We start from the raw sequence: 21,909 nt of genomic DNA on the forward strand, positions 1-21,909 counted from the left end.
CAGAAGTTGGACTTTAATACACATAATCATGATTCTGTCAATGCGTAAGTCCTAAGCCAATAAAAGGCTTTTGACCTGGGAATAAAATCACCCTTTTGTCCCTAGTCATTTGTCAAGTGTAGTTTTCTAATGACAAATGACTAATGACAAATGACTAACTCAGAGACTCCAAATAGTCGCGGATGAGGTTGCGGCGCTTGGGTTGACGTAGCTTTTGCAAAGCCTTAGATTCAATTTGGCGGACTCGTTCGCGCGATAAGTCAAGAGCGCGGCCAATTTCTGCTAAAGAATAAGGATGACCATCTGCCAAACCAAACCGCATCAGAATTACATCGCGCTCCCGACTAGTCAAATCTGATAGAAGATGATGCAAATCTCTTTGTAAAGATTCTCGCATTAACATCTCTTCTGGAGTTACACTGTCAGTTTCGAGTAATTCACCTAACTCAGTGTCTTTATCTTTTCCTACTTTGGTTTCCAAAGAAACGGAGCGAGGAACCCGCAACAAAACTTCTCGGACTTGGGTAGGTGTCATCTCTAACTCAGTTGCTAAATCTTCCAGAGTTGGGGTGCGACCTTTTTCTTGAGCAATTTTGCGTTGAGCTTTTTTGATTTTGTTTAACTTTTCGGTAATATGGACAGGGAGGCGGATCGTGCGACTAGAAGTAGCGATCGCCCGTGTAATACCCTGACGAATCCACCAGTAAGCATAGGTACTGAAGCGATAACCCTTAGTTGGGTCAAATTTTTCTACAGCCCGCTCCAAACCTAATGTACCTTCTTGGACTAAATCTAACAATTCCAAACCACGATTTTGATACTTCTTAGCAACAGACACAACTAAGCGAAGATTCGCCTTAATCATGTGTTCTTTTGCTTGGAGTCCTTGGGACTGGACTTGCTCCAACTCTTCTACAGTCAACTTAGCGATTTCAGCCCAGCGACGTTTCCCATTTGCCAAAATCGGTCTGAGATCGGATAAAATTATGTCAGCAGTGGCAGCCCATCTTTCCAAAGACGGGCGATGTCCTAGTTCCGAGGTTAGACGTTCTTGAACTTCAACTAACCTTAGATAGGGTGTAATCACTTCATCCCCTTGCTTTGCGGCGTTAGCAAGTACTATCCGCATCCGCAAGTAGCGCTGGACTTTTTGAGCTTCTGAAACCTCTTCATCGCGCCCCAACAAGCGAACCCGACCAATTTCTTGAAGATATAGACGTACTAGGTCTGTACTCCGACGGTTGGTGCTAGCAGCAAAGTTAGCATTGTCTACAGTTGCCAGTTCTAGCTCCTGTAGGTCATCTACCGATAACTCACTGTCATCAACCGTGAGATCCGAGTCCAAAGCCTGGCTAGACTTTTTGGTGTTGTAGGGGGCGTCTGCATAAAAAGATGTTGCTGGCATAAAGATCGTCTCAATGGCTCCAGGTAACAATAGATTTCGGTCAGCTTAGATTACGGTCAGCTATTCAACTGTTGCTATTGTTCCCGCGATTAACGATGAACTAACATGGTTGAACGTTCCCTTACAATTTTTTTTAGAAATTAACTGTAAGGGTTTTATTGGATACAGAATTACTGAACTTAATCGGCTGCTAAACTTTTGATTAAACCAATAGCTATTTAAATCCACAGCTAGGTTTGCAATATTTGAACTACTTAGTTAATATTTCAACCTTGATGGTTTTTTGATAGTAACTTTTGTAACACAGTATAAACATCCTTCAGTGAATGTCATCTTTATAATTGGCATAGTCACATTTACATGGGTGCAAAAGTAATATCCTGACGATTTAGCAATTTTTTCTCAGGATTATTCAGGTATAAGTAGAACTAATAGATATCGGGAAAGTGATTAGCATTAACGGCAAAAATTCTCTCGACACGGAGATAGAAGATGCGGATAAATTATCAAACACCCTCTCCGTGTTCCTGCGCCGTCTTGTATGTCAGTCTGAAAGTGCCAATTTCAAATTGACAGACTACTAACTAGTAGTCCATCAAGCTAAGGAAAGCTTGTTATGTAGTAAGCACTTCAGTGCTTAATATAAGGACTAAAGTCCTTACTACTAACTTATTTAGCTATCAAGTTGATTTGACAGACCAGTAACTAGTAGTTGTATTCTGGCTTGATATCTCGCAACATTAGTTCATCAAGTGCTTGTCGGGGTGTGATTTCGCCTTGAAGTAATCGATAAACTTGCTCGGTAATTGGGACTGCGATATTTTGTTGGTTGGCTCGTTGCATCAAAACTCGGCAAGTGTTTACTCCTTCAGCAGTTCCTTGTAAATTGGCGAGAGTTTCTGTAAGTGACTTACCGCCAGCTAGCTGATAGCCGACTTGGTAATTGCGACTTAAGGGACTGTTGCACGTTGCTAACAAATCTCCTAGACCCGATAAACCATAAAATGTTTCCGTCTTAGCGCCCCAGTTGTTGCCGATGCGAACCATTTCTGTAAGTCCACGGGTAACTAAAGCAGCTTTGGCATTGGTTCCCAGTTGTAAACCATCGCATACACCAGCTGCGATCGCAATCACATTTTTCAGTGTTCCTCCCAGTTCTACCCCCAAGGGATCGGGATTCGTATATACCCGGAAACGATGAGAAGAAAATACTAACTGCACTACTTCCGCAGCCGTGGGGATGTTACTAGCTACCACCGTGGCTGCTGGTAATTCCATTTGAATTTCTTTTGATAAATTAGGCCCAGATAAAACAACCACTGCATGGTTAGGGAATATTGTTTGCCAAATTTGTGAAGGTGTACAGGTGGTTTGGGGATCTAAGCCTTTCGTCGCCGTCACAAAAATTGTCTCTGGAGAAAGGGGGAAAGACTCAACTTCAGAAGCAACACCTCTCACACCAATCATTGAGATAGCGGACAGGATTATTTGAGCATCTTTTAAAACTGCTTGAAGAGTTTGGGAACCTTGACGCGACCACACGCGCACCTGATGACCATTTGCAGCAGCAAGATTTGCCAGAGATGCACCCCAAGCACCCGCACCCAGAATTGCAACGGAAAGTTTTGTGTTGGAGTACATCTGCTCACTCATAACTCCTAATTCCTAACTCCTAACTTTTGAGCGTGGGTAGCGTTCCATCAACTCCCTGACTTGTTCAGCATGATAAGAGCTTCTTGTCAATGGCGAAGAAACAACTTGTAAAAATCCGATTTCTTCGCCGAATGCCTTCCAATCAGCAAATTGTTCTGGATTGACAAATTCGTTTACCTGCAAGTGTTTTTGACTGGGTTGGAGATATTGCCCAATGGTCAAAATGTCGCAATCGACAGATCGCAAGTCTTGCATAACTTGGCGAATTTCGGCATCAGTTTCACCAAGTCCAACCATGATGCCAGATTTAGTGTATGTGCTAGGAGAAAGTTGGCGAGTGCGTTGCAATAATTCTAATGTGCGATCGTAGTTTCCTTGGGGACGCACCCGGCGATATAGGCGTGGAACAGTTTCGGTATTGTGGTTTAATACCTCTGGCGCAGCCTGTAGAATTAACTCTAGAGCATTCCAATTACCGCATAAGTCAGGAATTAGCACCTCAATTGTGGTGTTGGGTGAAACAGAGTTAACTGCATCAATACACGCTATAAACTGAGATGCACCACCATCAAGCAAGTCATCTCGGTTTACAGAAGTGATGACTACATGATTAAGGTTCAGGCGGCGAACAGCTTGGGCCAGTCGTGTAGGTTCTGTGGGGTCTAGTGGTTTGGGTTTTTTCTCAAAATCAATATCGCAGTAGGGACAAGCGCGTGTACAAGCGGGCCCCATAATCAAAAACGTGGCAGTCCCAGCGTTGAAGCATTCACCAATATTCGGACAGGACGCTTCCTCGCAAACTGTATTGAGGGCTAAATCCCGCAAAATTTCTTTAACGTTACCGATGCGCTCACGTCCAGGTGCTTTCACCCGCAACCAGTCTGGTTTTACAGTCACAATCCGCTTTTACCACTAGAGTTATACAAACTTAATCCTAGCAAGCAAAGTCTTTGATGAAGCGATCGTATATAGATGTAATTCTGCTATTTAGTGCAGGTTATGATATTCTTAATTTACAATGCCATTTTTATGGCGGGATGTGGCGCAGCTTGGTAGCGCACTTCGTTCGGGACGAAGGGGCCGCTGGTTCGAATCCAGTCATCCCGATTTTTTGATGTAGAGCGACAAATTATTTGTCGAATGCTCCTCTATTAACTTAAATATAGCTGACTTTCTTTGAGTCTAAAAAGTACCGCCCGAAGTCGTGTACTTAAAGGTTTCAATCCCTAATAGGGATTTTAGTTGATTGCGATGTGTAGCGGTATCAATAGAATTATCACCAATGTTTCAATCCCTAATAGGGATTTTAGTTGATTGCGATTCTTTTGATTCACCTTTGCTACAGTGTCAATAAAGGTTTCAATCCCTAATAGGGATTTTAGTTGATTGCGATCTTTTGCCAGTACCCATTTCACCGATAATCATTGTTTCAATCCCTAATAGGGATTTTAGTTGATTGCGATATGTGGGATAAAAATCAAAAAAGTGAAGTGTTTCTGTTTCAATCCCTAATAGGGATTTTAGTTGATTGCGATATCCATTTTTGCTAAATTTGATAAAATGTGTTTAACAAGGGTTTCAATCCCTAATAGGGATTTTAGTTGATTGCGATTGGTAGCGTTGGCAGTTTGGGGAATGTGCTGGTTGTTTCAATCCCTAATAGGGATTTTAGTTGATTGCGATTTTTTATGCAAGCCCCATTAATGCAATCATATTTGTTTCAATCCCTAATAGGGATTTTAGTTGATTGCGATATTGTGTGTGAATCAGTTAATAAGTACGATAAAAGTTTCAATCCCTAATAGGGATTTTAGTTGATTGCGATCTGATAGCACTACTACGGAGAAAAATGAGTTTTCTGTTTCAATCCCTAATAGGGATTTTAGTTGATTGCGATTTTACGCATAATGCGACCAGCTATCGGCATCTTCAGTTTCAATCCCTAATAGGGATTTTAGTTGATTGCGATGAATCGCAACCATCACAAATGCGATCGCAAAACCAGTTTCAATCCCTAATAGGGATTTTAGTTGATTGCGATCAATTCTTTATATTCGGGCTTGGCCTGCATAATCTGTTTCAATCCCTAATAGGGATTTTAGTTGATTGCGATTAAAGTAATTAAAGTCAGTAAAGGATTTGAATTGAAGAGTTTCAATCCCTAATAGGGATTTTAGTTGATTGCGATCCGGTGCTAACGTATTCCCCTATTGACCAAATTAACGTTTCAATCCCTAATAGGGATTTTAGTTGATTGCGATCTGTTCAATTGCTTCTGCAATCGCGTCTTCTGCAATGTTTCAATCCCTAATAGGGATTTTAGTTGATTGCGATCAGATTTTTTAAGTCTGCTCCTGCCGTCTTTTCAGTTTCAATCCCTAATAGGGATTTTAGTTGATTGCGATCCTAGCATCGAAACTGGTGTCAGCATTGATATTAAAGGTTTCAATCCCTAATAGGGATTTTAGTTGATTGCGATTAATGTCACACTTTCTTAGTTCGATTTGGAGAAGTTTCAATCCCTAATAGGGATTTTAGTTGATTGCGATTCGTCAAGATATCAAATATTATTCTCTGAATTTAAGTTTCAATCCCTAATAGGGATTTTAGTTGATTGCGATATGAGCTTGCGAATCAGCAGAATACAATAAATCGTTTCAATCCCTAATAGGGATTTTAGTTGATTGCGATTCAATTTCGTAATCATTAAATACTAACCAAGCCAAGTTTCAATCCCTAATAGGGATTTTAGTTGATTGCGATCTTCCACTTTGACGTAAGAACAGCTAAAAATTAATGTTTCAATCCCTAATAGGGATTTTAGTTGATTGCGATTTTAGCCGAAACGCGCACTAGAGTAAAAGCAGAATGGGTTTCAATCCCTAATAGGGATTTTAGTTGATTGCGATCGCAGGCGTTTGAAAGCCCTGTGTTATTTTGTTTTCAAGGTTCAACAGCGCGAATGCGAAAATCATAACATAAGGATTGGGAATTGTGCTAACTGTAAATAGCTGAAAGTCAGTTTATATGAGGTGCGCGGATGGTTTCAAGATGCTAAAGCTCTCAAATTCTTGCAGATAAAGCAATCTAGCCATTTTTGTACTAACCCTTTCACCAACACCTACCCATTCGCGCATTTAGCAAAAAAACTAGTCTAATTACTTAAAAGTTTTCCTTAACAGCTAACATCTGTAAAATCTTTTCTACACGATCCAACTCTCCAACGATTCGCCGAATTGGATGAGGCCAAACCTTGACAAGGGTAGGAGTTGCAGAAACCTGATTTAGTTCTGCTTGTTCTGGATGGCTTAAAACATCAATCACCTTCAAAGTATAAGGGTGTTTGAGCGATCGCTCTAACAATTCGTGTAAATTTTGCAGAATGCGTTCAGTAGAACTGCTATGTCCGGCAACAAATAAGCGGAGAACATAGCCTTGGGTAATGGCTTCTTTTTTTTGTACTATTACTGGTTGGTGATATTTTGGCACAGGTTCAGAAAGGTCTAGACGGACAATTAAATCGTGATCCTCCCAAAGCTGGCCAAATGACGAACGATAGGTTGTTAACACCATGCGATCGCACAATCCCTCTTGCCAAGGAGCTGCTTGCCATACTAATTCCCCTGTGCCAAAAACAGCATTAAGCAAAGCTTGATGTCTAATTACAGCCGGATAAGCTTCAGCAAAAGTTCGCACTTGTTGAGTGCGCGGATCTAACCAATTGTCAATAGTTGCAGTATAACAAGGCACTAAAAAGTGTGGTGGCTCTGGTAAATCTAGAATTTCTTGCAAAGCCGAGCATAAATGCAAATGCCATCGACCTTGCTTGCTAGGGTCGATGCAGTAAATTAAATCTCCTCCAGGTGTAAATAGGGCAATGCCTTTAAACAACTGGGGTGTAGATAGTTTATTTGTCGTCAAGTTATTCACAGAGGTTAGGAAGCTAAAAGTAAAAAATTCTCTCTTTACCTTTTACCTTAGCTATAACCGCAACCAGGATAACAAAGATATTTGGGAGTGGAAAGTAGGGAGTGGGGATGAGGGAGATGAGGGAGAATATTGAACAAGTCTCTTCTCCATGCCCAATGCCCAATGCCCCATGCCCCATGCCCAATTCCCAATTCCCAATCCTAAACTCGACCTCGGAGAAACTGCGCCATTTCGTTAGGAGTTGGTGACATTTCCAAAGCAGTTTCTTCAGTGATTCGTCCGTCTTGATAGAGATTCAGCAATGACTGATTCATCGTAATCATGCCGTCAAAGCCGGCTTGTTTCATCAGCTCGCCAATTTCATCATACTTACCATCTTTGATCCATTCTTTAATCGCCTCAGTGTTGATCAGGACATCATGGAAAGCAGCCCGCTTACCGTCAGTTGTGCGACACAAACCTTGAGCAATTACTGCCACTAAAGACTCAGAAATCGCCACCCGCATTGCATCTTGCTCATCACCAGAATAGAGGTTGAGAATCCGTTCAATGGTTTTGACCGCGCTATTGGTGTGCAAAGTTCCCATGACTAAGTGACCAGTCTGAGCGGCTTTTAGGGCGGTGTTAACGGTTTCCTTGTCCCGCATTTCCCCTACCAGAATCAAATCTGGGTCTTCCCGCAAAGCTGCTTTCAAAGCGTTGTCAAATTTCCGGGTATGCATTCCCACTTCCCGCTGTTTGACTAAGGACTTGCGGCTTTGATGGACAAATTCTATCGGGTCTTCAATGGTAATGATATGCTTGGCCATCTCCTTATTGATGTAGTCAATCATCGCTGCCATTGTAGTGGACTTACCAGAACCAGTGGGCCCTGTTACCAAAATTAAACCTTTATGGTGATGGCAAATATCCCGAAAAATCGGAGGTAATCTCAACTGTTCCATAGTTAAGATTTTTAGCGGAATCAACCGCAACACCATTGCAGGCCCTTTGAGGGAGCCAAAAACATTAATCCGCACGCGAGCAAATTCGTATTGAGTTGCTCCGTCAAATTCTAAGGATTCTTCAAAGCGCTGAATTTCTCCCTCAGTCATCACCTCCCGCAACCAACTCATAAAAGTTTCTTTATCTGTTTCTGGATAATCTCCTGATTGAATTTCTCCTCGGCTGCGGAAGCGGGGTGGTTCACCCACACCCAAGTGCAAGTCAGAATATCCCTGATCGTAAGCTTCTCTAATTAACTTTTCTAAAGTTAGTTCTGGACTGCTGTTTTGAGGGCGAACTGAACTAGGTATTGGCGGTGGACTAGCCGGACGATGACCTGCAACAGGCGCATTAGTGCCCCTATCCATTGACATATCAAGTGTTTGTGTCATCTGTCGCTGCGTACTAAAGGTTGGGGCTGGCGGTGGAGGCGGCGGCATTGGTGGTAAATTACGTCCGGCAGCAGAGTTAGAATTTAATGGAGACTGTGATTCTGTCATATATCTTCACATTTGGCAGTTAAAAAGTTGAATTCACGAGAAGTAAAGTCACTTGCTTTGATGACTTTTGGAGAATGCTTGTCTGCAAGCCTTAGCGGTGATAGAAGGCGATTGAAACTCTAGAACCACGGTCAATCTATTTCATCCACCTCAATTGGTATCTTTTATTTCCTAAGATTTCAATACTCAGAATATTTAGACAGATTATTTAACCTATCTAGACTGGTTTAACACACGCAAGTACTTAAAAGACCTCAGAAAATACACATAGGTTACGAAGTAAGATTTAATGCTTTTACTTTTAAAGTAAATATTCTCATGACTTAGATGAGAAATTTATCCCAGGCATGGGCACGAATTGCTAGCAATTAACAGTACAAATACTAGCAGTTCATTTATTCAGCCCGTCTAGGAATTATGAGAAAGACTACTAGTTTTTATAAGAAATGTTAAGTTGAATCGGAGCGATCGCTTGGGGATCGAGGTTTAAAGCTCATACCTTTTAGGTTCTATACCTGAAGGTAGATGCAGTAAACAAGTTTTTCTCATAGATATAAAATTGACTTTATATCCATAATTACAAAAAATTAACTGTAAACTTTAGTAAATAAATGCTCATTTTCCCAATTAGTTTTTATATACTGAATTTCACTGAGACAATTCAGTTTACTCGCAAAAAAGTGAGATATTACTGAAATTAAAATCTGTTGTGTATTTTGGGAGGAAAAGTCATGGTTTCTGCTCAAAGCTCTAATCAAGGAAAGACCTACTCCTTGTTGATGATTAAAAGCTTTTTAATATGGACTTTTACATTAGCAGTATGTTTGTTGGTTGTGGGTTTTCCACTAGTTGTCTTAATGGCTACGGTTGGATGTCTTTTGTCGATTATCTTGCAATCTGTAATGCCTGTTAGTGCGGTTTTGCTTGTAGCAGGCGCTCTAATAATGTTTAATGTCATGGCAGTTGTATTGGCTGCGGGTGTGCTAACCGTTAAGGGAGTTCATCCTAGTGAAATTAAATGGTTAAGCTGGCTGCATGGAGAGGCAGACCAAATGCAGGCTACTGTTTACGCTGCTTGCCCTCTAACTTGTGAAATTAAATAGTTATTACAGGTTAATTAGACAAACAGTGCGTCTGCCCGGTTAAGCCGGGTTTTTTCATGGTTTTTATAATGTGAACTTTTAAATAGTTATTACAGCTTAATTAAACAAATAATGCATTTGTCAAGTTAAGCCGATTTTTTTATATCTTGTGTGATTTATCCATTAATATTTATGGTTTATGTGAGGATTGACCGCCGACTATTGACCATAGAGCATTGACTATAGACCATTGACTATAGATGGTAAATTACAGATAACTAATGACTAATCAAAAACGCGTTTGCATTATCTTAGGTACTCGCCCGGAAGCAATTAAACTCGCTCCAGTGATTCAGGTTTTCCAGAAGTCTTCAGAATTTCAGTTGCAAGTAATTTTAACTGGACAACATCGGGAGATGGTTGAGCAGGTTATGCAACTGTTTAATATCAAGTCGGATTATAACTTGGAAATTATGCAGGTTCAGCAATCTCTAAATGATATTACCTGCCGTAGTTTACAAGGATTAGAAGCATTATTTAAGGCGGAAAAACCAGATTTAGTAATCGTGCAAGGAGATACTACCACTGCTTTTGCCGCAGCTTTGGCAGCTTTTTATCAAAAAATTCCTATTGGTCATGTAGAAGCAGGGTTAAGAACTGATGATATCTTCAATCCTTACCCAGAAGAAGCTAATCGCCGATTGATTTCTCAAATTACTCAGTTGCACTTTGCGCCGACTCCTTGGGCTGTGGAAAATTTGCACCGTTCTGGTGTTTTGGGTGAAATTCACATGACAGGTAACACTGTAATTGATGCATTGTTAAATGTCGCTGCAACTCAAGTAGTTTGCGATGTCCCAGGCTTAGACTGGGAATCATATCGGGTTTTATTAGCAACAGTTCATCGTCGAGAGAATTGGGGAGAACCTCTGTTAGCGATCGCTCAGGGCTTTTTACAAATCTTAGACAAGTTTCCTGATACAGCTTTGCTCTTACCATTACACCGCAATCCGACAGTGCGAGTCCCGTTGCAGGAACTTTTAGGGAATCATCCCCGAATTTTCTTGACAGATCCTCTAGATTATGGGGAATTGGTGGGAGCAATTGGGCGATCGCATCTTTTACTCACTGACTCTGGAGGCTTGCAAGAAGAAGCTCCCAGCTTGGGAAAACCAGTACTAGTTTTGAGAGACACTACCGAAAGACCAGAGGCTGTGGTAGCCGGTACAGCCAAACTTGTTGGCACTACGACTGAGAACATTGTTGCAGCTGCTGCTGAATTACTCAGTGACTCAGATGCTTATGAAGCGATGGCAAACGCAATCAATCCCTTTGGGGATGGTCATGCAGCAGAGCGCATTTTGCAGATTGTCCAAAATTACATTCATGGGTAAGCAAGTTCGTAGTAAGGACTTTAGTCCTTATTTTCTAAGCACTAAAGTGCTTACTACAAACCCTGAAAACTAAAACTAGTTTGACAATATTTACCGAACCACGAGATATTCCAAGGGTAGCTTCTGGTTAAATACCCAGAGCCGATCGAGTTTCGGGGCCTACAACACCATCTACAAGTAGACCTTTGCTTTGCTGAAAGCTTCGGACTCGGCTAACAGTTTCTTGACCGTAAATTCCATCAATTCTAAGATTACCTAAAGCTGTTTGCACGTCTCTGACGAGCTGACCTTTTGAACCAGGAGTAAGAATCACCGAACCGCCAACACCACCAGGTCTAGTCACAGGAGGATTGTTAGGTCTATTACCAATCCATCGCGCAAAAACGTATCTACCTGTAGAAAGTCTGGCAAAACCATTTTCATATCGTTCAATTGCTGGAAGTGTTGCACCATTTGGTACACAGTCCACATACGAGTAGTTGCTGCTTGGGCCGGTACGGACACGTAAACAACTGCCGTTAGTCTTTACATAGGCAGCTGAACTTACTTGAATTTGAGTTACAACAGCAAATAATACACCGACACCAGCAAAAGTTAACCAAGCCGAAGATTTAAGCAGTTTTTTCCAATTGAATTGAGGTTGAGGAAGATGATACTTAGTGTTTCCAGATGCCTCTTCTTGAGCAATAAACATCTGAGAATAAGCAAGATATTCCATAATGCACTCCTTAATATGAAAAAATGAGTACTTCCAGAGAATTACTTGGTCGTTCTCTGTATTTATTCTTAGTATATTTTATATCACTGTATTTTAAAAAGTTTTTTATTGATAGCGAAATTAATAAAAAATAAAATAGGACTCATATTTGATTTTTGAAAAAAACTCAGTACAGCTTTATTCCTTCTTCCCAGTCCCCAGTCCCCAGTCCCTACGATTAATTCAGAAATCAAATCAGATTGCTAAATTAGTCAAAATATTCCTGAAAAAATGCGATGTCTACAACGGGTTAGCTCGTGTAGACATCGCATTTTGAAAATAAATAAAATTTAGTTTAGTTAAAGCTTTTTTATTTAATGATTTATCTCTAGTTACATCTAAACATGACAAACGTATTGTTCGATTCCAACTAAACTAGCAACAATAGAAGTTAACTCGTCTAAATCTATTGGCTTGCATTGGTATATATCATAACCTGCTAATAATGCACGTTTATGGTCAGCCTCGAAAGTAGATGCTGTTAAAGCAATCGCTGGAATCTTTCTACCTCGCTTTGCTTCTAAATTTCTGACTTTCAAGAGCAGTGAGTAGCCATCTTCGTCGGGTAAGCAAATGTCACTAATTAAGATGTCTGCTTTAAAAGATGACATTATTTTTAAAGCCTCGTCTGCTGAAGCCGCTGCAATTACCTCTGCTCCCTCTAATTCAAACAGAAAAGTAAGTAATATTCTCGTATCAGCGTCATCATCAACAATCAGCAATCGCAGACCTTGAAAAGACATCGATTGATTAGACATTATTTTCACGGCTCCGTAGCATAAAGACTAGAAGTAGCGATCGCATAAAAACGCGCTATTTGATTGCATACTTTACTAAATCTTAAAGGAAGCAATTAGCAAATGTCTGTCCGGTTTCAGACATAGTAACTTAATATTCTTCATTGGCGATGTCTACGACGGTCACTGAGCGCAGCCGAAGTGCGGGCTACGCCTATGCGCCTTGACTTATTCCCCAGCAACCGAGTAAATTCCTTTTGGATGACTCGATAACACTCACAGGAAGTTGCTTCCAAATCCTCTCGGTTCAGAATTTTAATATGACCACGTTGGTAGCTAATCATTCCGGCTCGGCTGAGGGTGCTAGCCGCTACTGTCACACCGGAGCGCCTTACACCCAACATCTGGGCGATAAATTCTTGCGTGAGCGGAAATTCTTCTGATGCCAAACGGTCAGAGACTGTGAGCAGCCAACGAGCCAGTCGTTCCTCCAATGAATGAAGACGGTTGCAGGCACATGATTGTGTAAGTTCGGTATATATAGCTCGTACATAGCGCAGCAGCAGCTTTTGAATAGCTCCACCCCGATTGAATTCGGTTCTCAGAATATCTGCATCTATCTGCATTCCAGCACCCGCAACTTGGACAAACGCTTTTGTAGTTGTTGTGTTGCTTCCTAAAATTACTGGGATACCTACCATACCTTCATTGCTCACTATCCCAACTTCCACCGTCGATCCATCTCTCATACAAGTGACTATAGAAACCACTGCGTTTTGGGGAAAATAGACGTGTGTGATGGGTTGTCCCGGTTCGTAAAGAACTTGCCGAGTGGGAAGCGAAACTAACTTTAGGTGCGGGAGAAGACGCTCGTAATCACTGGTTGGCAAAGCCGCGAGTAACTTATTTACTTGCAGCTTAAGAGTGTTTTCGCTCACTGAACATTAAAATAGAAATTCGCTCATAATACTTTAAATTAACTTACTTTTGCAAGTCTGTTCGGTTTCGCACACATAGCTCAAAAAAATTTTTTGGCTCGGTTACTGGGCTTCATGCCCAGTAACCGAGCAAATTCGTTTTGGATAACTTGACGACACTCGCAGGAAGTTGCTTCCAAATGCTCTCGGTTCAGGATGCTAATATGACCGCGTTGGTAGCTGATCATTCCGGCTCGGCTCAGGGTGCTAGCCGCTACTGTCACGCCGGAACGACGTACACCTAGCATCTGGGAGATAAATTCTTGCGTGAGGGGAAAATCTTCTGATTCCAGACGGTCAGAAACTGTCAGTAGCCAGCGAGCCAGCCGTTCTTCCAGTGTATGGAGACGGTTGCAGGCAGCACCTTGCGCCAGTTCAGAGTATACAGCTTGTACGTAGCGCAACAGCACGTTTTGAATAGCTCCGCCCCGATTGAACTCGGCTTTCAGGACATCTGCATTGATTTGCATAGCAGCGCCAGAAATTTGCACAAAGCCTGTTGTGGTTGTGGTGTTGTCTCCTAAAATTACCGGGATACCCACCATGCCTTCATTGCTTACTATCCCAACTTCTGCCGTTGAGCCATCTTCCATAGTGGTGACAATAGAAACCACTGCCTTATCAGGAAAATAGACCTGTGTAATGGGTTCGGCTGCTTGGTAAAGGATTTGCTGAACTTGGAGCGGAACTAGCCTTAGATGGGGGAAAAGACGTTCATAATCACTCGCTGGCAAAGCTGCCAGCAGCTTATTTGGTGGTTGCTGAAAAAGGCTTTTATCTAATGACATTAAAAGTCACTCTCCTTAAGATAGGTGACTTTAGAAAAGCCAACTCAGGGCACAAGGAAAGAACTTCAGAATTTGATCCTAATGTCGAAAGGTGTATTCTCTAAAAGAACACAGGGACGATATAAAAAAGCTTAAATGAACAGACTTTAACAAGTCTGTGCGGTTCCGTACATAGAAGCTTCAAAAAAATTATTTTTGCCGTTTATTGGGCTTATTGCCCAATAAACGGATAAATTCATTTTCTATAACCTGATAACATTCGCAGGAGGTTTTTTCTAAAGCCTCTCGATTCAGGATGTGAATCTCACCACGGTGGTAGGCGATCGTTCCGGCTTCGCTCAGGATGTTAGCTGCTTCGGTGACACCAACACGACGTACACCTAACATCTGCGAGATAAATTCTTGGGTGAGCGGAAATTCGTCTGATTCCAGACGATCGGAAACTGTTAGCAGCCACCGAGCCAACCGCCTCTCTAGTCTATGAAGACGGTTGCAGGCAGATCCTTGTGCTATTTGAGTGTATACAGCTTGCACATAGCGCAGCAGCACACTTTGAATAGCTCCGCCCCGATTGAACTCGCTTTTGAGTATATCCGCATCCATCTGCATCGCACTACCTGGAATCTGCACAAATGCTGTTGTGGTTGTGGTGTTGTCTCCTAAAATTACGGACATACCCACCATGCCTTCATTGCTCACTAAACCAACTTCCACAGTCGAGCCATCTTCCATAGTGGTGATTATAGAAACTACTGCTTTGTTAGGAAAATATACCTGTGCGATCGCTTCGCCTGCATGGTGAAGTATTTGGCGAGTAGAAAGCGAAACTAGCTTCAGGTGGGGAACAAGACGCTCATAATCACTGGCTGGCAAAGTTGCCAGCAACTTATTTGCTGGTTTTTCAAGGATATTTTTATCTAATGACATTGGAATTCTCCTGAATGTAGCCGTCTTTAGAAAAGACAACTTACGGCATAGGGAGAAAAATCAAGAGTTTAACCCTAATGTCAAAAAGCGTACTTCCTAAAAAACTTATAATAAAAGATTGAGATTTTTATACTCATATCTATAATATAACAAAATTGAGTTGTTTATAATAACAAAAAATCCAGAGAAATTAACTTAATTACATTTGCGACATTTGCGATCGCATAATTAAATGAAATTATGTTCGTTAATCATCTTGCTATAGACACGAGCATCCTTGGAAGCGATCGCAGCAAAAAATTCCTGATTATACAACTCATTAAAACCTAAATCTTTTTCATTGCTACAAATCTTTTTAGCTCTCCCAAATAGTCTTGGTATATTTTTATTATCTTAAAAAGAAGATACTTAGAAATTACCCAATTAAGATGAATATTTATTAAGACTTCATTCTAGAAGAATCTTAAGATTTTTAGCTTACTACGGTAAATCTACCGATTTATTGTACTATATACTTAGTCTAAAACAGTCTATTTCACAAATACTCAATAAAAGCAAGTATTTTCTAATACATATTTAAAATTTTGATTACTTAAAACTAACTTACTTATCTGGTTCATCTATGCAATAATAAACAGCTATATACATTAACTACACTTTAACTATCAATTTACAGGAGTATAAACTGTATATTCTCTGAAAAACTTATATTGGCTTAGTGCCGAATCCAGTGTTGTTTGAAGCTAATTTACTTAAAAAATAATAATGCCCTTGACAAAATGCAAAATCTCTAACAAAAATATCACTGTTCAATCGAGTGAATAAAAACGTAGAAATATGAAGTATAACCAACTTGGCAAGAGTGACTTAAAAGTTTCAGAAATTTGTCTGGGCACTATGACTTATGGACAACAAAATACTATTGAAGAAGCCCACGAACAGCTAAATTATTCTATTGCCCAAGGAATCAACTTTATTGATGCAGCTGAGATGTATCCTGTCCCACCAAGTAGAGAAACTTATGGATTAACTGAAACTTATATTGGGGAATGGTTAAAGCGTCAACAAAGAGATCGAGTTATTATAGCTACTAAGATTGCGGGCCCTGGTCGAGGCTTTAAATGGTTACGTGGTGGAGCCGAAGCAATTGACCGTGATAATATCAAAAAAGCTGTAGATGATAGTCTAAAAAGATTACAAACAGACTATATCGATCTATACCAAATTCACTGGCCCGATCGTTATGTGCCACGATTTGGACAAACGGTATTCGATCCGACTCAGGTGAAAGAAACGGTTCCCATTGCTGAACAGCTAGCAGTTTTTGCCGATGTAATTAAGGCTGGGAAAATTCGCTATATCGGTTTGAGTAACGAAACTCCTTGGGGAGTTGCCCAATTTAGTAACGCTGCTAAACAGTTAGGATTGCCTAAAGTTGCTTCGATTCAAAATGCTTACAACTTGTTGAATCGAGTATTTGACGGAGCCTTAGCAGAAGCAGTTTATCACGAAGAAATTGGATTACTAGCTTATAGTCCTTTGGCATTTGGCTTCTTGACTGGCAAATATCTAAACGGCAAACCAGAAAAAGCCAGAGTCACTTTGTTTGATAATTTCGGTCAGCGCTATCTCAAACCAAAAGTAAGTCAAGCCGTATCAGCTTACGTAGAAATTGCCAAGCGCCATCAACTAAGTGCAGCGCATCTAGCTTTGGCATTTGTGCGGAGTCGTTGGTTTGTGGCTAGCACAATTATTGGTGCCACCACACTGGAGCAACTCAAAGAGAATTTAGAAAGCGTGAATGTAGTTCTCGACAAAGACATTTTGGAAGAGTTGGATATAGTTCATGCTCAGTCGCCAAACCCAGCACCGTAAACAATTCAAAATTCAAAATGACGCTCGCGGACTCGCTAACGCTGCGCTAACAAAATTCAAACATTTTAGATAGTTCGCCTCGTTACCAGGCTCCAGCCTGGTAATGCCTCCTTAGAGCTTCTGGCTCTCATTCTCAGAGTAGAAGTAGAGATGCGCGATGCACTTTCTCAATTCTTAGATTCAAAACTAGATATTTAGTCGGTAAAATATGACTTTTACAGCAACATTAATTGACCAAAATACTATTCGTCGTCGGGGTACTGGTTTAAGAGCTTACAATCCCGAAAAAGTATTTAAAGGATACACACTTTTCACACCCCTGACAGGTAAAGGTGAAGTCTACCTTCTGAACTTGGAAGGAGAAGTAGTACACCAGTGGAATCTGCCTTATCCACCAGGGTTATACGGTTATCTTTTGCCCAATGGCAACCTTTTTTATAATGGTAAGACTCCGCCAGAAGAACCCCTACGTTTTGCTTTGTGGGCTGCATTCAAAAGTGGCGTTGTTTTAGAAGCAGATCCCAAAGGAAATATTATCTGGGAATATAAGCATCCAGATCATCATCATGATGGACGCAGGCTAGCCAATGGCAACACGATTCTACTCGCCATTGAAAAGATACCTCAGTCTTTGGTTCCCCGGATCAAAGGTGGCGTACCAGGTACAGAACCAAATGGTGATATCTATGCGGATGTGCTTTATGAGGTGACTCCAGTAGGTGAAATCGTTTGGACTTGGCACGCTCACGAACACCTCGATCCAGATATATTTACGATTACACCCCAAGATCATCGACATGAATGGACTCATGCGAATACTGTGGGTGAACTCGCCGATGGCAGCATTATAGTGAGCTTTCGCAATATCTCCACAGTTGTGATTATCGATCGCAAAACGGGAGAAATCATCTGGACGCTAGGCGATGACGTGCTAGCACAGCAGCACTTTCCGAACGAATTAGCTAACGGTAATATCTTGATTTTCGACAATGGCGCACATCGCCGTAACATTGCTCTCAATTTTTCTCGTGTGATTGAGGTGAACCGTCAAACTAAAGAGATAGTTTGGGAATACACCGACAACCCGCCCCAAAATTTCTTTAGTGCATACATATCAGGAGCGCAACGTTTAGCCAATGGCAATACCTTAATTACAGAAGGTGCTTACGGCCGGATATTCGAGGTGACAGTTGCAGGAGAGATTGTTTGGGAATACATTAATCCCTACTTTGCAACTCGGAATATCCCAGGTGAGAAGTCGCCGGTAACTCGTGGAGAGCAAAATACAGTCTTCCGCGCCTTCCGTTATGCACCTGAAGAAGTGCCCTGGCTTTAGGAGAAGGCAGGGGGCAGGAGGCAGAGGGGCAGAGGAGCAGGGGAGAAGTTGCAGTAAGTTTTTGCCCAATGCCCAATGCCCAATGCCCATTTAAGATTTGGGATTTTGGATGAAAATTCAATTCTCAATGGCGATTAACAAGTCCTATTTACCAAGGAACTTAAACATGACTGAAATTAAAGTATACAGTGCAGTTGTTTGTCCTTATGCTCACCGTACCCGCTTGGTACTCCAAGAGAAAGGCATTGACTTCGATTTGATTGAAATTGATTTGCAGAATAAACCTGAAGGGTTTACCCAAGTTTCCCCTTATGGTAAAGTGCCTGCACTAACTCATGACGATAACCGAGTTTGGGAGTCAGCGGTAATTAACGAATATCTTGATGAGGTATTTCCCAATCCACCACTGTTACCCAGCAACCCCATTGATCGGGCACAAGCTCGCATTTGGATCGATTTTGCTAACACCAGATTCGTTCCCGCTTTTTCTACTCTGCTGCGGAGTTCAGATCCCGAAAAACAAGAAGAAGCGAAACAGGAACTATCTAAACATCTGGAATTCATTGAAAACGAAGGTTTAGCAAAGCTATCTAAAGAAGGCCCTTATTGGTTTGGTGAATCTATTAGTTTGGTAGATTTCACCTATTTCCCCTGGTTTGAGCGCTGGGCTGCATTGAAGCAATATCGCGGTTTTGGAATACCAGAGCAATTTACCCGTGTACGTCAGTGGAAACATGCTTTGAAAGAGCGTGAATCTGTGAAAGCGATCGCTCACTCTAAAGAATTCTACATCGAGCGATATGCTAAATTTGCTACGCCTACTCTCGCTGCTGTTTAAAGGTAATTCATAATACCAATTTAATTAATGATTGCAACACATCCTTAGGTAAAGACGCGACGCCAGTCGTTACAACGGGGAGGCAGCGCGGTCTTGGGGGTTTCCCCCATGAGCGACTGCCGTGGGAACCCCCGCAACGCGCTGGCTCATGAATCGCGTCTCTACAAATGGTCTATTGGTATAACTATGTTTAAACTGGGAATTCAAACCCCACTTGAAACATAGAATTAAACTCTTGAAAATTACGAATTACGAATTACGACTTTACCGAAGTGAGCCGCACTTTTGAGGTAATGATAAGCCTCTCGTGCTTCATTGAAGGGAAAAACTCGATCGATAATTGGTTGGATTTGATGCTGTTGCAGCGCCTGATTCATCGCTTCAAACATTTCCCGACTGCCAACATAAATTCCCTGAACTGTTAAACTCTTAAAAAGTATTGGCATAGGGTCAATCTCATTTCCTCTGCCTGACAATACGCCAATCAAGCTAATACGTCCCCCAATGCGGACTGCTTGTAATGATTTTGGCAGAGTACCTGCACCGCCTACCTCAACTACATGATCTACACCTGTGCGATTGGTTAATTGATAAACTTGCTTTTCCCAATCTGGTGTTGTTTTGTAGTTGATTGTCTCGTCAGCACCAAGCTGTTTGGCTCGTGCCAACTTTTCATCACTGCTAGAAGTAATAATCACTCTAGCACCATGTATCTTGGCAAACTGGAGAGCAAAAATTGAAACTCCTCCAGTACCGAGTAATAAAACACTATCACCTGCACCAATATTGCCTTTTGTTACCAGCCCGTGCCAAGCTGTGACTGCTGCACAGGGTAAAGTTGCACCTTCAATATAGGATAAGTGATCGGGTAATATTACTAAACCATCTTGGTGTAATAAGACATACTCGGCTAGCATTCCATCGATACCGCCTCCGAGATCGGATTTCATTTTCTCTTTGGTTAAAGAGCCATAAATCCAGTCTTGGAAGAAAATACCAGCGACGCGATCGCCTATTTTCACCCGTGTCACACCTTCCCCCACCGCCACAACTTCTCCCGCACCATCAGACATGGGAATTAACGGATATTTCTGTCCAGAACCGTAAGCTCCTTCAATCACCAGCAGATCGCGGTAATTTAAGGATGTTGCTTTGACTTGAATCAGAACTTGTCCAGCTGCGGGTTTTGCTTGGGGGCGATCGACTAATGCCAAGGCATCAATCCCGGCGTTGCTTTGAATTTCGTAAGCTTTCATAGATGTCCTTGTTCTAGCTACAACTTTGGTATTGTAGCTAGGGTAAAAAAGAATCCTTGTAGAGACGTAGCAAGTGCTACGTCTCTACAAGGATTCTGCATAACGCATATTTAATTTCACTAGTAAAGTTGCCCTCATCCCCTAACCCCTTCTCCCAATATGGGAGAAGGGGAACTGGAAGCTACAGAGAATCTATGAACTGCTGTACTTTTTCTAAAAGTGGCTGATATTCAATTTGCTCTGCTAACTCTTGGGCATTTTGGTAGCACGATCGCGCCATTTTTTTGCGTTTTGTGGTGGCGTAAACGTTTCCCATATTTAGCAAAGTTGAAATTTCTCCAAGATTATCGCCCAGTTCTTGATAAATCCCAATGGCTTGCTTGTAGAACTTCATTGCTTGGCGATGCTCTGCCAGGGTGCTGTAGGTAAAACCAATGTTGTGAAGGGTTGTTGCAACGCCTGCGCGATCGCTAATTGCTTGACGTGTCAAAAGAACTTGATAGTAGAGCAATAGCGCTTGTTTCGGTTTTCCTAAATCATGATAGACAGAAGCAATATTGTTCAAGGTGGTTGCTTCTTGAAGCAGATTTTTCACGGCTCGTTGAATTGGCAGTGCTGCTTGAAAAAATTCTAGCGCTTGCTCAAACTTGCCTAAGACATTGTAGGCAAATCCAATACCATTGAGCGTTGTTGCTTCGCCAGAAAAGTCACCTAACAATCGCCGCATCCTCAAAATTTGGTGTTGTAGCAACAGTGCGCGTTTCGGTTCTCCTAAGCGGGTATAAATTAGCGCGACATCATTAAGAGTAGAAACTTCACTTTGAGTATCTTGCGATCGCCTAAAGATTGGTAGTGCTTTGTCAAAATATTCCAACGCTTGCGAAAAGCGTCCAAGACGGCTGTAGGTAGAACCCAGATTGCTAAGTGCAGTTGCTTGTGCTGGCGTGTTGCCAATTTCAATAGCAACCGAAAGCGCCTGATGAAAACGCTCTAATGCTCTTTGAGGTTGCCAGCAACTGAGGTGAGCTAAACCGAGGTCGTTTAATGTATAACCTTCTCTGGCTCGGTCTGGAATTGCTCTGGCCAAGTGTAAATTTTTGGTTGCAAGATCGAGAGACTCTTGAAATTTGCCCCGTTGGTAGTAGCGGTTTGCTTCATCACGACGTTGTTCCCATTCTTTGACTTGATTTAAAGGTTGCGTCATCTGACCTCAGTTGCATTCTGCGATAAGTAGGTAGAACATCTCTTGGGAATGAACCCCTCTTAGGTTTCCCAAATTTTAACCTCAATCTTCTATCTTTAGATATAAGACGTAAACAGATAAGTATGCTATTATTCCATACTTACAGGAATATTTATGAAGCAATTAATACAAATACTGTAGGGGCGCACTTCTCATAGGTGTCTACTTAACGCTCAACCCGCTTGGTAACAACGTTTTGCCTTCACCCCCAGCCCCTCTCCCATCCG

At 41.6% G+C, this 21,909-nt stretch carries 17 protein-coding genes, 1 tRNA gene and 1 CRISPR repeat array; of the genes, 6 read left to right on the plus strand and 12 right to left on the minus strand.

Going from position 1 to position 21,909, the window contains the following annotated elements:
- Positions 1 to 154 precede the first annotated feature (154 nt).
- From sigC to lipA, 3 genes are all read right to left on the minus strand, one after another.
- Entirely contained in the window at positions 155 to 1,405 is a 1,251-nt protein-coding gene (gene sigC / locus RMY64_RS24120; RefSeq protein WP_322674151.1) for an RNA polymerase sigma factor SigC, read from the minus strand.
- Positions 1,406 to 2,110: 705 nt separating this feature from the next.
- Complete coding sequence (locus RMY64_RS24125; protein ID WP_322674209.1) at positions 2,111 to 3,046, minus strand: NAD(P)H-dependent glycerol-3-phosphate dehydrogenase; 936 nt, start codon at positions 3,044 to 3,046, stop codon at positions 2,111 to 2,113.
- A gap of 24 nt (positions 3,047 to 3,070) precedes the next feature.
- Positions 3,071 to 3,955: a lipoyl synthase gene (lipA, locus tag RMY64_RS24130; protein WP_322674152.1), complete on the minus strand. Its 885-nt coding sequence runs from the start codon at positions 3,953 to 3,955 to the stop codon at positions 3,071 to 3,073.
- Positions 3,956 to 4,091: 136 nt separating this feature from the next.
- Here lipA and RMY64_RS24135 point away from each other — a divergent pair.
- Positions 4,092 to 4,165: transfer RNA gene (locus tag RMY64_RS24135), tRNA-Pro, on the plus strand.
- A gap of 109 nt (positions 4,166 to 4,274) precedes the next feature.
- Positions 4,275 to 5,967: direct repeats of the CRISPR family, unit length 37 nt; unit sequence GTTTCAATCCCTAATAGGGATTTTAGTTGATTGCGAT.
- Between the two features lie 253 nt (positions 5,968 to 6,220).
- Here RMY64_RS24135 and RMY64_RS24140 read toward each other — a convergent pair.
- Together RMY64_RS24140 and RMY64_RS24145 are read right to left on the minus strand one after the other, a co-directional pair.
- Positions 6,221 to 6,988 carry a circadian clock KaiB family protein gene (locus tag RMY64_RS24140; RefSeq protein ID WP_322674153.1) on the minus strand — a complete coding sequence of 256 codons (768 nt, stop codon included), beginning with the start codon at positions 6,986 to 6,988 and terminating at the stop codon, positions 6,221 to 6,223.
- A 200-nt stretch (positions 6,989 to 7,188) separates the two neighbouring features.
- The gene (locus RMY64_RS24145; RefSeq protein WP_322674154.1) at positions 7,189 to 8,472 is read right to left on the minus strand and encodes a type IV pilus twitching motility protein PilT; all 1,284 of its coding nucleotides are present in this window, start codon (positions 8,470 to 8,472) and stop codon (positions 7,189 to 7,191) included.
- A 731-nt stretch (positions 8,473 to 9,203) separates the two neighbouring features.
- Here RMY64_RS24145 and RMY64_RS24150 point away from each other — a divergent pair.
- On the plus strand, positions 9,204 to 9,575 hold the full coding sequence (locus tag RMY64_RS24150; protein ID WP_322674155.1) for a hypothetical protein: 372 nt from the start codon (positions 9,204 to 9,206) through the stop codon (positions 9,573 to 9,575).
- Positions 9,576 to 9,835: 260 nt separating this feature from the next.
- Positions 9,836 to 10,948, plus strand: a complete 1,113-nt coding sequence (gene wecB, locus RMY64_RS24155) for a non-hydrolyzing UDP-N-acetylglucosamine 2-epimerase (RefSeq protein WP_322701329.1) — start codon at positions 9,836 to 9,838, stop codon at positions 10,946 to 10,948.
- A gap of 127 nt (positions 10,949 to 11,075) precedes the next feature.
- Here wecB and RMY64_RS24160 read toward each other — a convergent pair whose 3' ends face one another.
- The 5 genes from RMY64_RS24160 to RMY64_RS24180 all read right to left on the minus strand — a co-directional run bounded on the left by RMY64_RS24160 (position 11,076) and on the right by RMY64_RS24180 (position 15,134).
- Positions 11,076 to 11,666 (minus strand): peptidoglycan-binding domain-containing protein, encoded by a 591-nt coding sequence (locus tag RMY64_RS24160; RefSeq protein ID WP_322674157.1) that lies wholly within the window; start codon positions 11,664 to 11,666, stop codon positions 11,076 to 11,078.
- 377 nt (positions 11,667 to 12,043) lie between these two features.
- Complete coding sequence (locus RMY64_RS24165; protein WP_322684839.1) at positions 12,044 to 12,463, minus strand: response regulator; 420 nt, start codon at positions 12,461 to 12,463, stop codon at positions 12,044 to 12,046.
- 140 nt (positions 12,464 to 12,603) lie between these two features.
- Positions 12,604 to 13,380 carry a Crp/Fnr family transcriptional regulator gene (locus RMY64_RS24170; RefSeq protein ID WP_322701330.1) on the minus strand — a complete coding sequence of 259 codons (777 nt, stop codon included), beginning with the start codon at positions 13,378 to 13,380 and terminating at the stop codon, positions 12,604 to 12,606.
- Positions 13,381 to 13,460: 80 nt separating this feature from the next.
- Complete coding sequence (locus RMY64_RS24175) at positions 13,461 to 14,207, minus strand: Crp/Fnr family transcriptional regulator (protein WP_322701331.1); 747 nt, start codon at positions 14,205 to 14,207, stop codon at positions 13,461 to 13,463.
- Positions 14,208 to 14,396: 189 nt separating this feature from the next.
- Entirely contained in the window at positions 14,397 to 15,134 is a 738-nt protein-coding gene (locus RMY64_RS24180; protein ID WP_322701332.1) for a Crp/Fnr family transcriptional regulator, read from the minus strand.
- Between the two features lie 837 nt (positions 15,135 to 15,971).
- Here RMY64_RS24180 and RMY64_RS24185 point away from each other — a divergent pair.
- The 3 genes from RMY64_RS24185 (at position 15,972) to RMY64_RS24195 (ending at position 19,183) form a co-directional block, all read left to right on the plus strand.
- Positions 15,972 to 17,009 carry an NADP(H)-dependent aldo-keto reductase gene (locus tag RMY64_RS24185; RefSeq protein ID WP_322701333.1) on the plus strand — a complete coding sequence of 346 codons (1,038 nt, stop codon included), beginning with the start codon at positions 15,972 to 15,974 and terminating at the stop codon, positions 17,007 to 17,009.
- A 208-nt stretch (positions 17,010 to 17,217) separates the two neighbouring features.
- Positions 17,218 to 18,345: an aryl-sulfate sulfotransferase gene (locus RMY64_RS24190; RefSeq protein ID WP_322701334.1), complete on the plus strand. Its 1,128-nt coding sequence runs from the start codon at positions 17,218 to 17,220 to the stop codon at positions 18,343 to 18,345.
- Positions 18,346 to 18,511: 166 nt separating this feature from the next.
- Positions 18,512 to 19,183 carry a glutathione S-transferase family protein gene (locus RMY64_RS24195; protein WP_322684844.1) on the plus strand — a complete coding sequence of 224 codons (672 nt, stop codon included), beginning with the start codon at positions 18,512 to 18,514 and terminating at the stop codon, positions 19,181 to 19,183.
- A 242-nt stretch (positions 19,184 to 19,425) separates the two neighbouring features.
- On the opposite strand, the gene RMY64_RS24200 is transcribed toward RMY64_RS24195, so the two are convergent.
- Together RMY64_RS24200 and RMY64_RS24205 are read right to left on the minus strand one after the other, a co-directional pair.
- Entirely contained in the window at positions 19,426 to 20,439 is a 1,014-nt protein-coding gene (locus tag RMY64_RS24200) for an NAD(P)-dependent alcohol dehydrogenase (RefSeq protein WP_322701335.1), read from the minus strand.
- A gap of 181 nt (positions 20,440 to 20,620) precedes the next feature.
- Positions 20,621 to 21,643 carry a tetratricopeptide repeat protein gene (locus tag RMY64_RS24205; RefSeq protein WP_322701336.1) on the minus strand — a complete coding sequence of 341 codons (1,023 nt, stop codon included), beginning with the start codon at positions 21,641 to 21,643 and terminating at the stop codon, positions 20,621 to 20,623.
- Positions 21,644 to 21,909 lie beyond the last annotated feature (266 nt).

The organism is Nostoc sp. DedQUE08 (assembly GCF_034530895.1).
Classification (GTDB): Bacteria; Cyanobacteriota; Cyanobacteriia; order Cyanobacteriales; family Nostocaceae; genus Nostoc.

Coding starts and splice junctions, on each gene's coding strand:
- sigC (WP_322674151.1), bottom strand. CDS start 1,405: ATGCCAGCAACATCTTTTTATGCAGACGCCCCCTACAACACCAAAAAG.
- RMY64_RS24125 (WP_322674209.1), bottom strand. CDS start 3,046: ATGTACTCCAACACAAAACTTTCCGTTGCAATTCTGGGTGCGGGTGCT.
- RMY64_RS24145 (WP_322674154.1), bottom strand. CDS start 8,472: ATGACAGAATCACAGTCTCCATTAAATTCTAACTCTGCTGCCGGACGT.
- RMY64_RS24150 (WP_322674155.1), top strand. CDS start 9,204: ATGGTTTCTGCTCAAAGCTCTAATCAAGGAAAGACCTACTCCTTGTTG.
- wecB (WP_322701329.1), top strand. CDS start 9,836: ATGACTAATCAAAAACGCGTTTGCATTATCTTAGGTACTCGCCCGGAA.
- RMY64_RS24160 (WP_322674157.1), bottom strand. CDS start 11,666: ATGGAATATCTTGCTTATTCTCAGATGTTTATTGCTCAAGAAGAGGCA.
- RMY64_RS24165 (WP_322684839.1), bottom strand. CDS start 12,463: ATGTCTAATCAATCGATGTCTTTTCAAGGTCTGCGATTGCTGATTGTT.
- RMY64_RS24175 (WP_322701331.1), bottom strand. CDS start 14,207: ATGTCATTAGATAAAAGCCTTTTTCAGCAACCACCAAATAAGCTGCTG.
- RMY64_RS24180 (WP_322701332.1), bottom strand. CDS start 15,134: ATGTCATTAGATAAAAATATCCTTGAAAAACCAGCAAATAAGTTGCTG.
- RMY64_RS24185 (WP_322701333.1), top strand. CDS start 15,972: ATGAAGTATAACCAACTTGGCAAGAGTGACTTAAAAGTTTCAGAAATT.
- RMY64_RS24190 (WP_322701334.1), top strand. CDS start 17,218: ATGACTTTTACAGCAACATTAATTGACCAAAATACTATTCGTCGTCGG.
- RMY64_RS24195 (WP_322684844.1), top strand. CDS start 18,512: ATGACTGAAATTAAAGTATACAGTGCAGTTGTTTGTCCTTATGCTCAC.
- RMY64_RS24200 (WP_322701335.1), bottom strand. CDS start 20,439: ATGAAAGCTTACGAAATTCAAAGCAACGCCGGGATTGATGCCTTGGCA.
- RMY64_RS24205 (WP_322701336.1), bottom strand. CDS start 21,643: ATGACGCAACCTTTAAATCAAGTCAAAGAATGGGAACAACGTCGTGAT.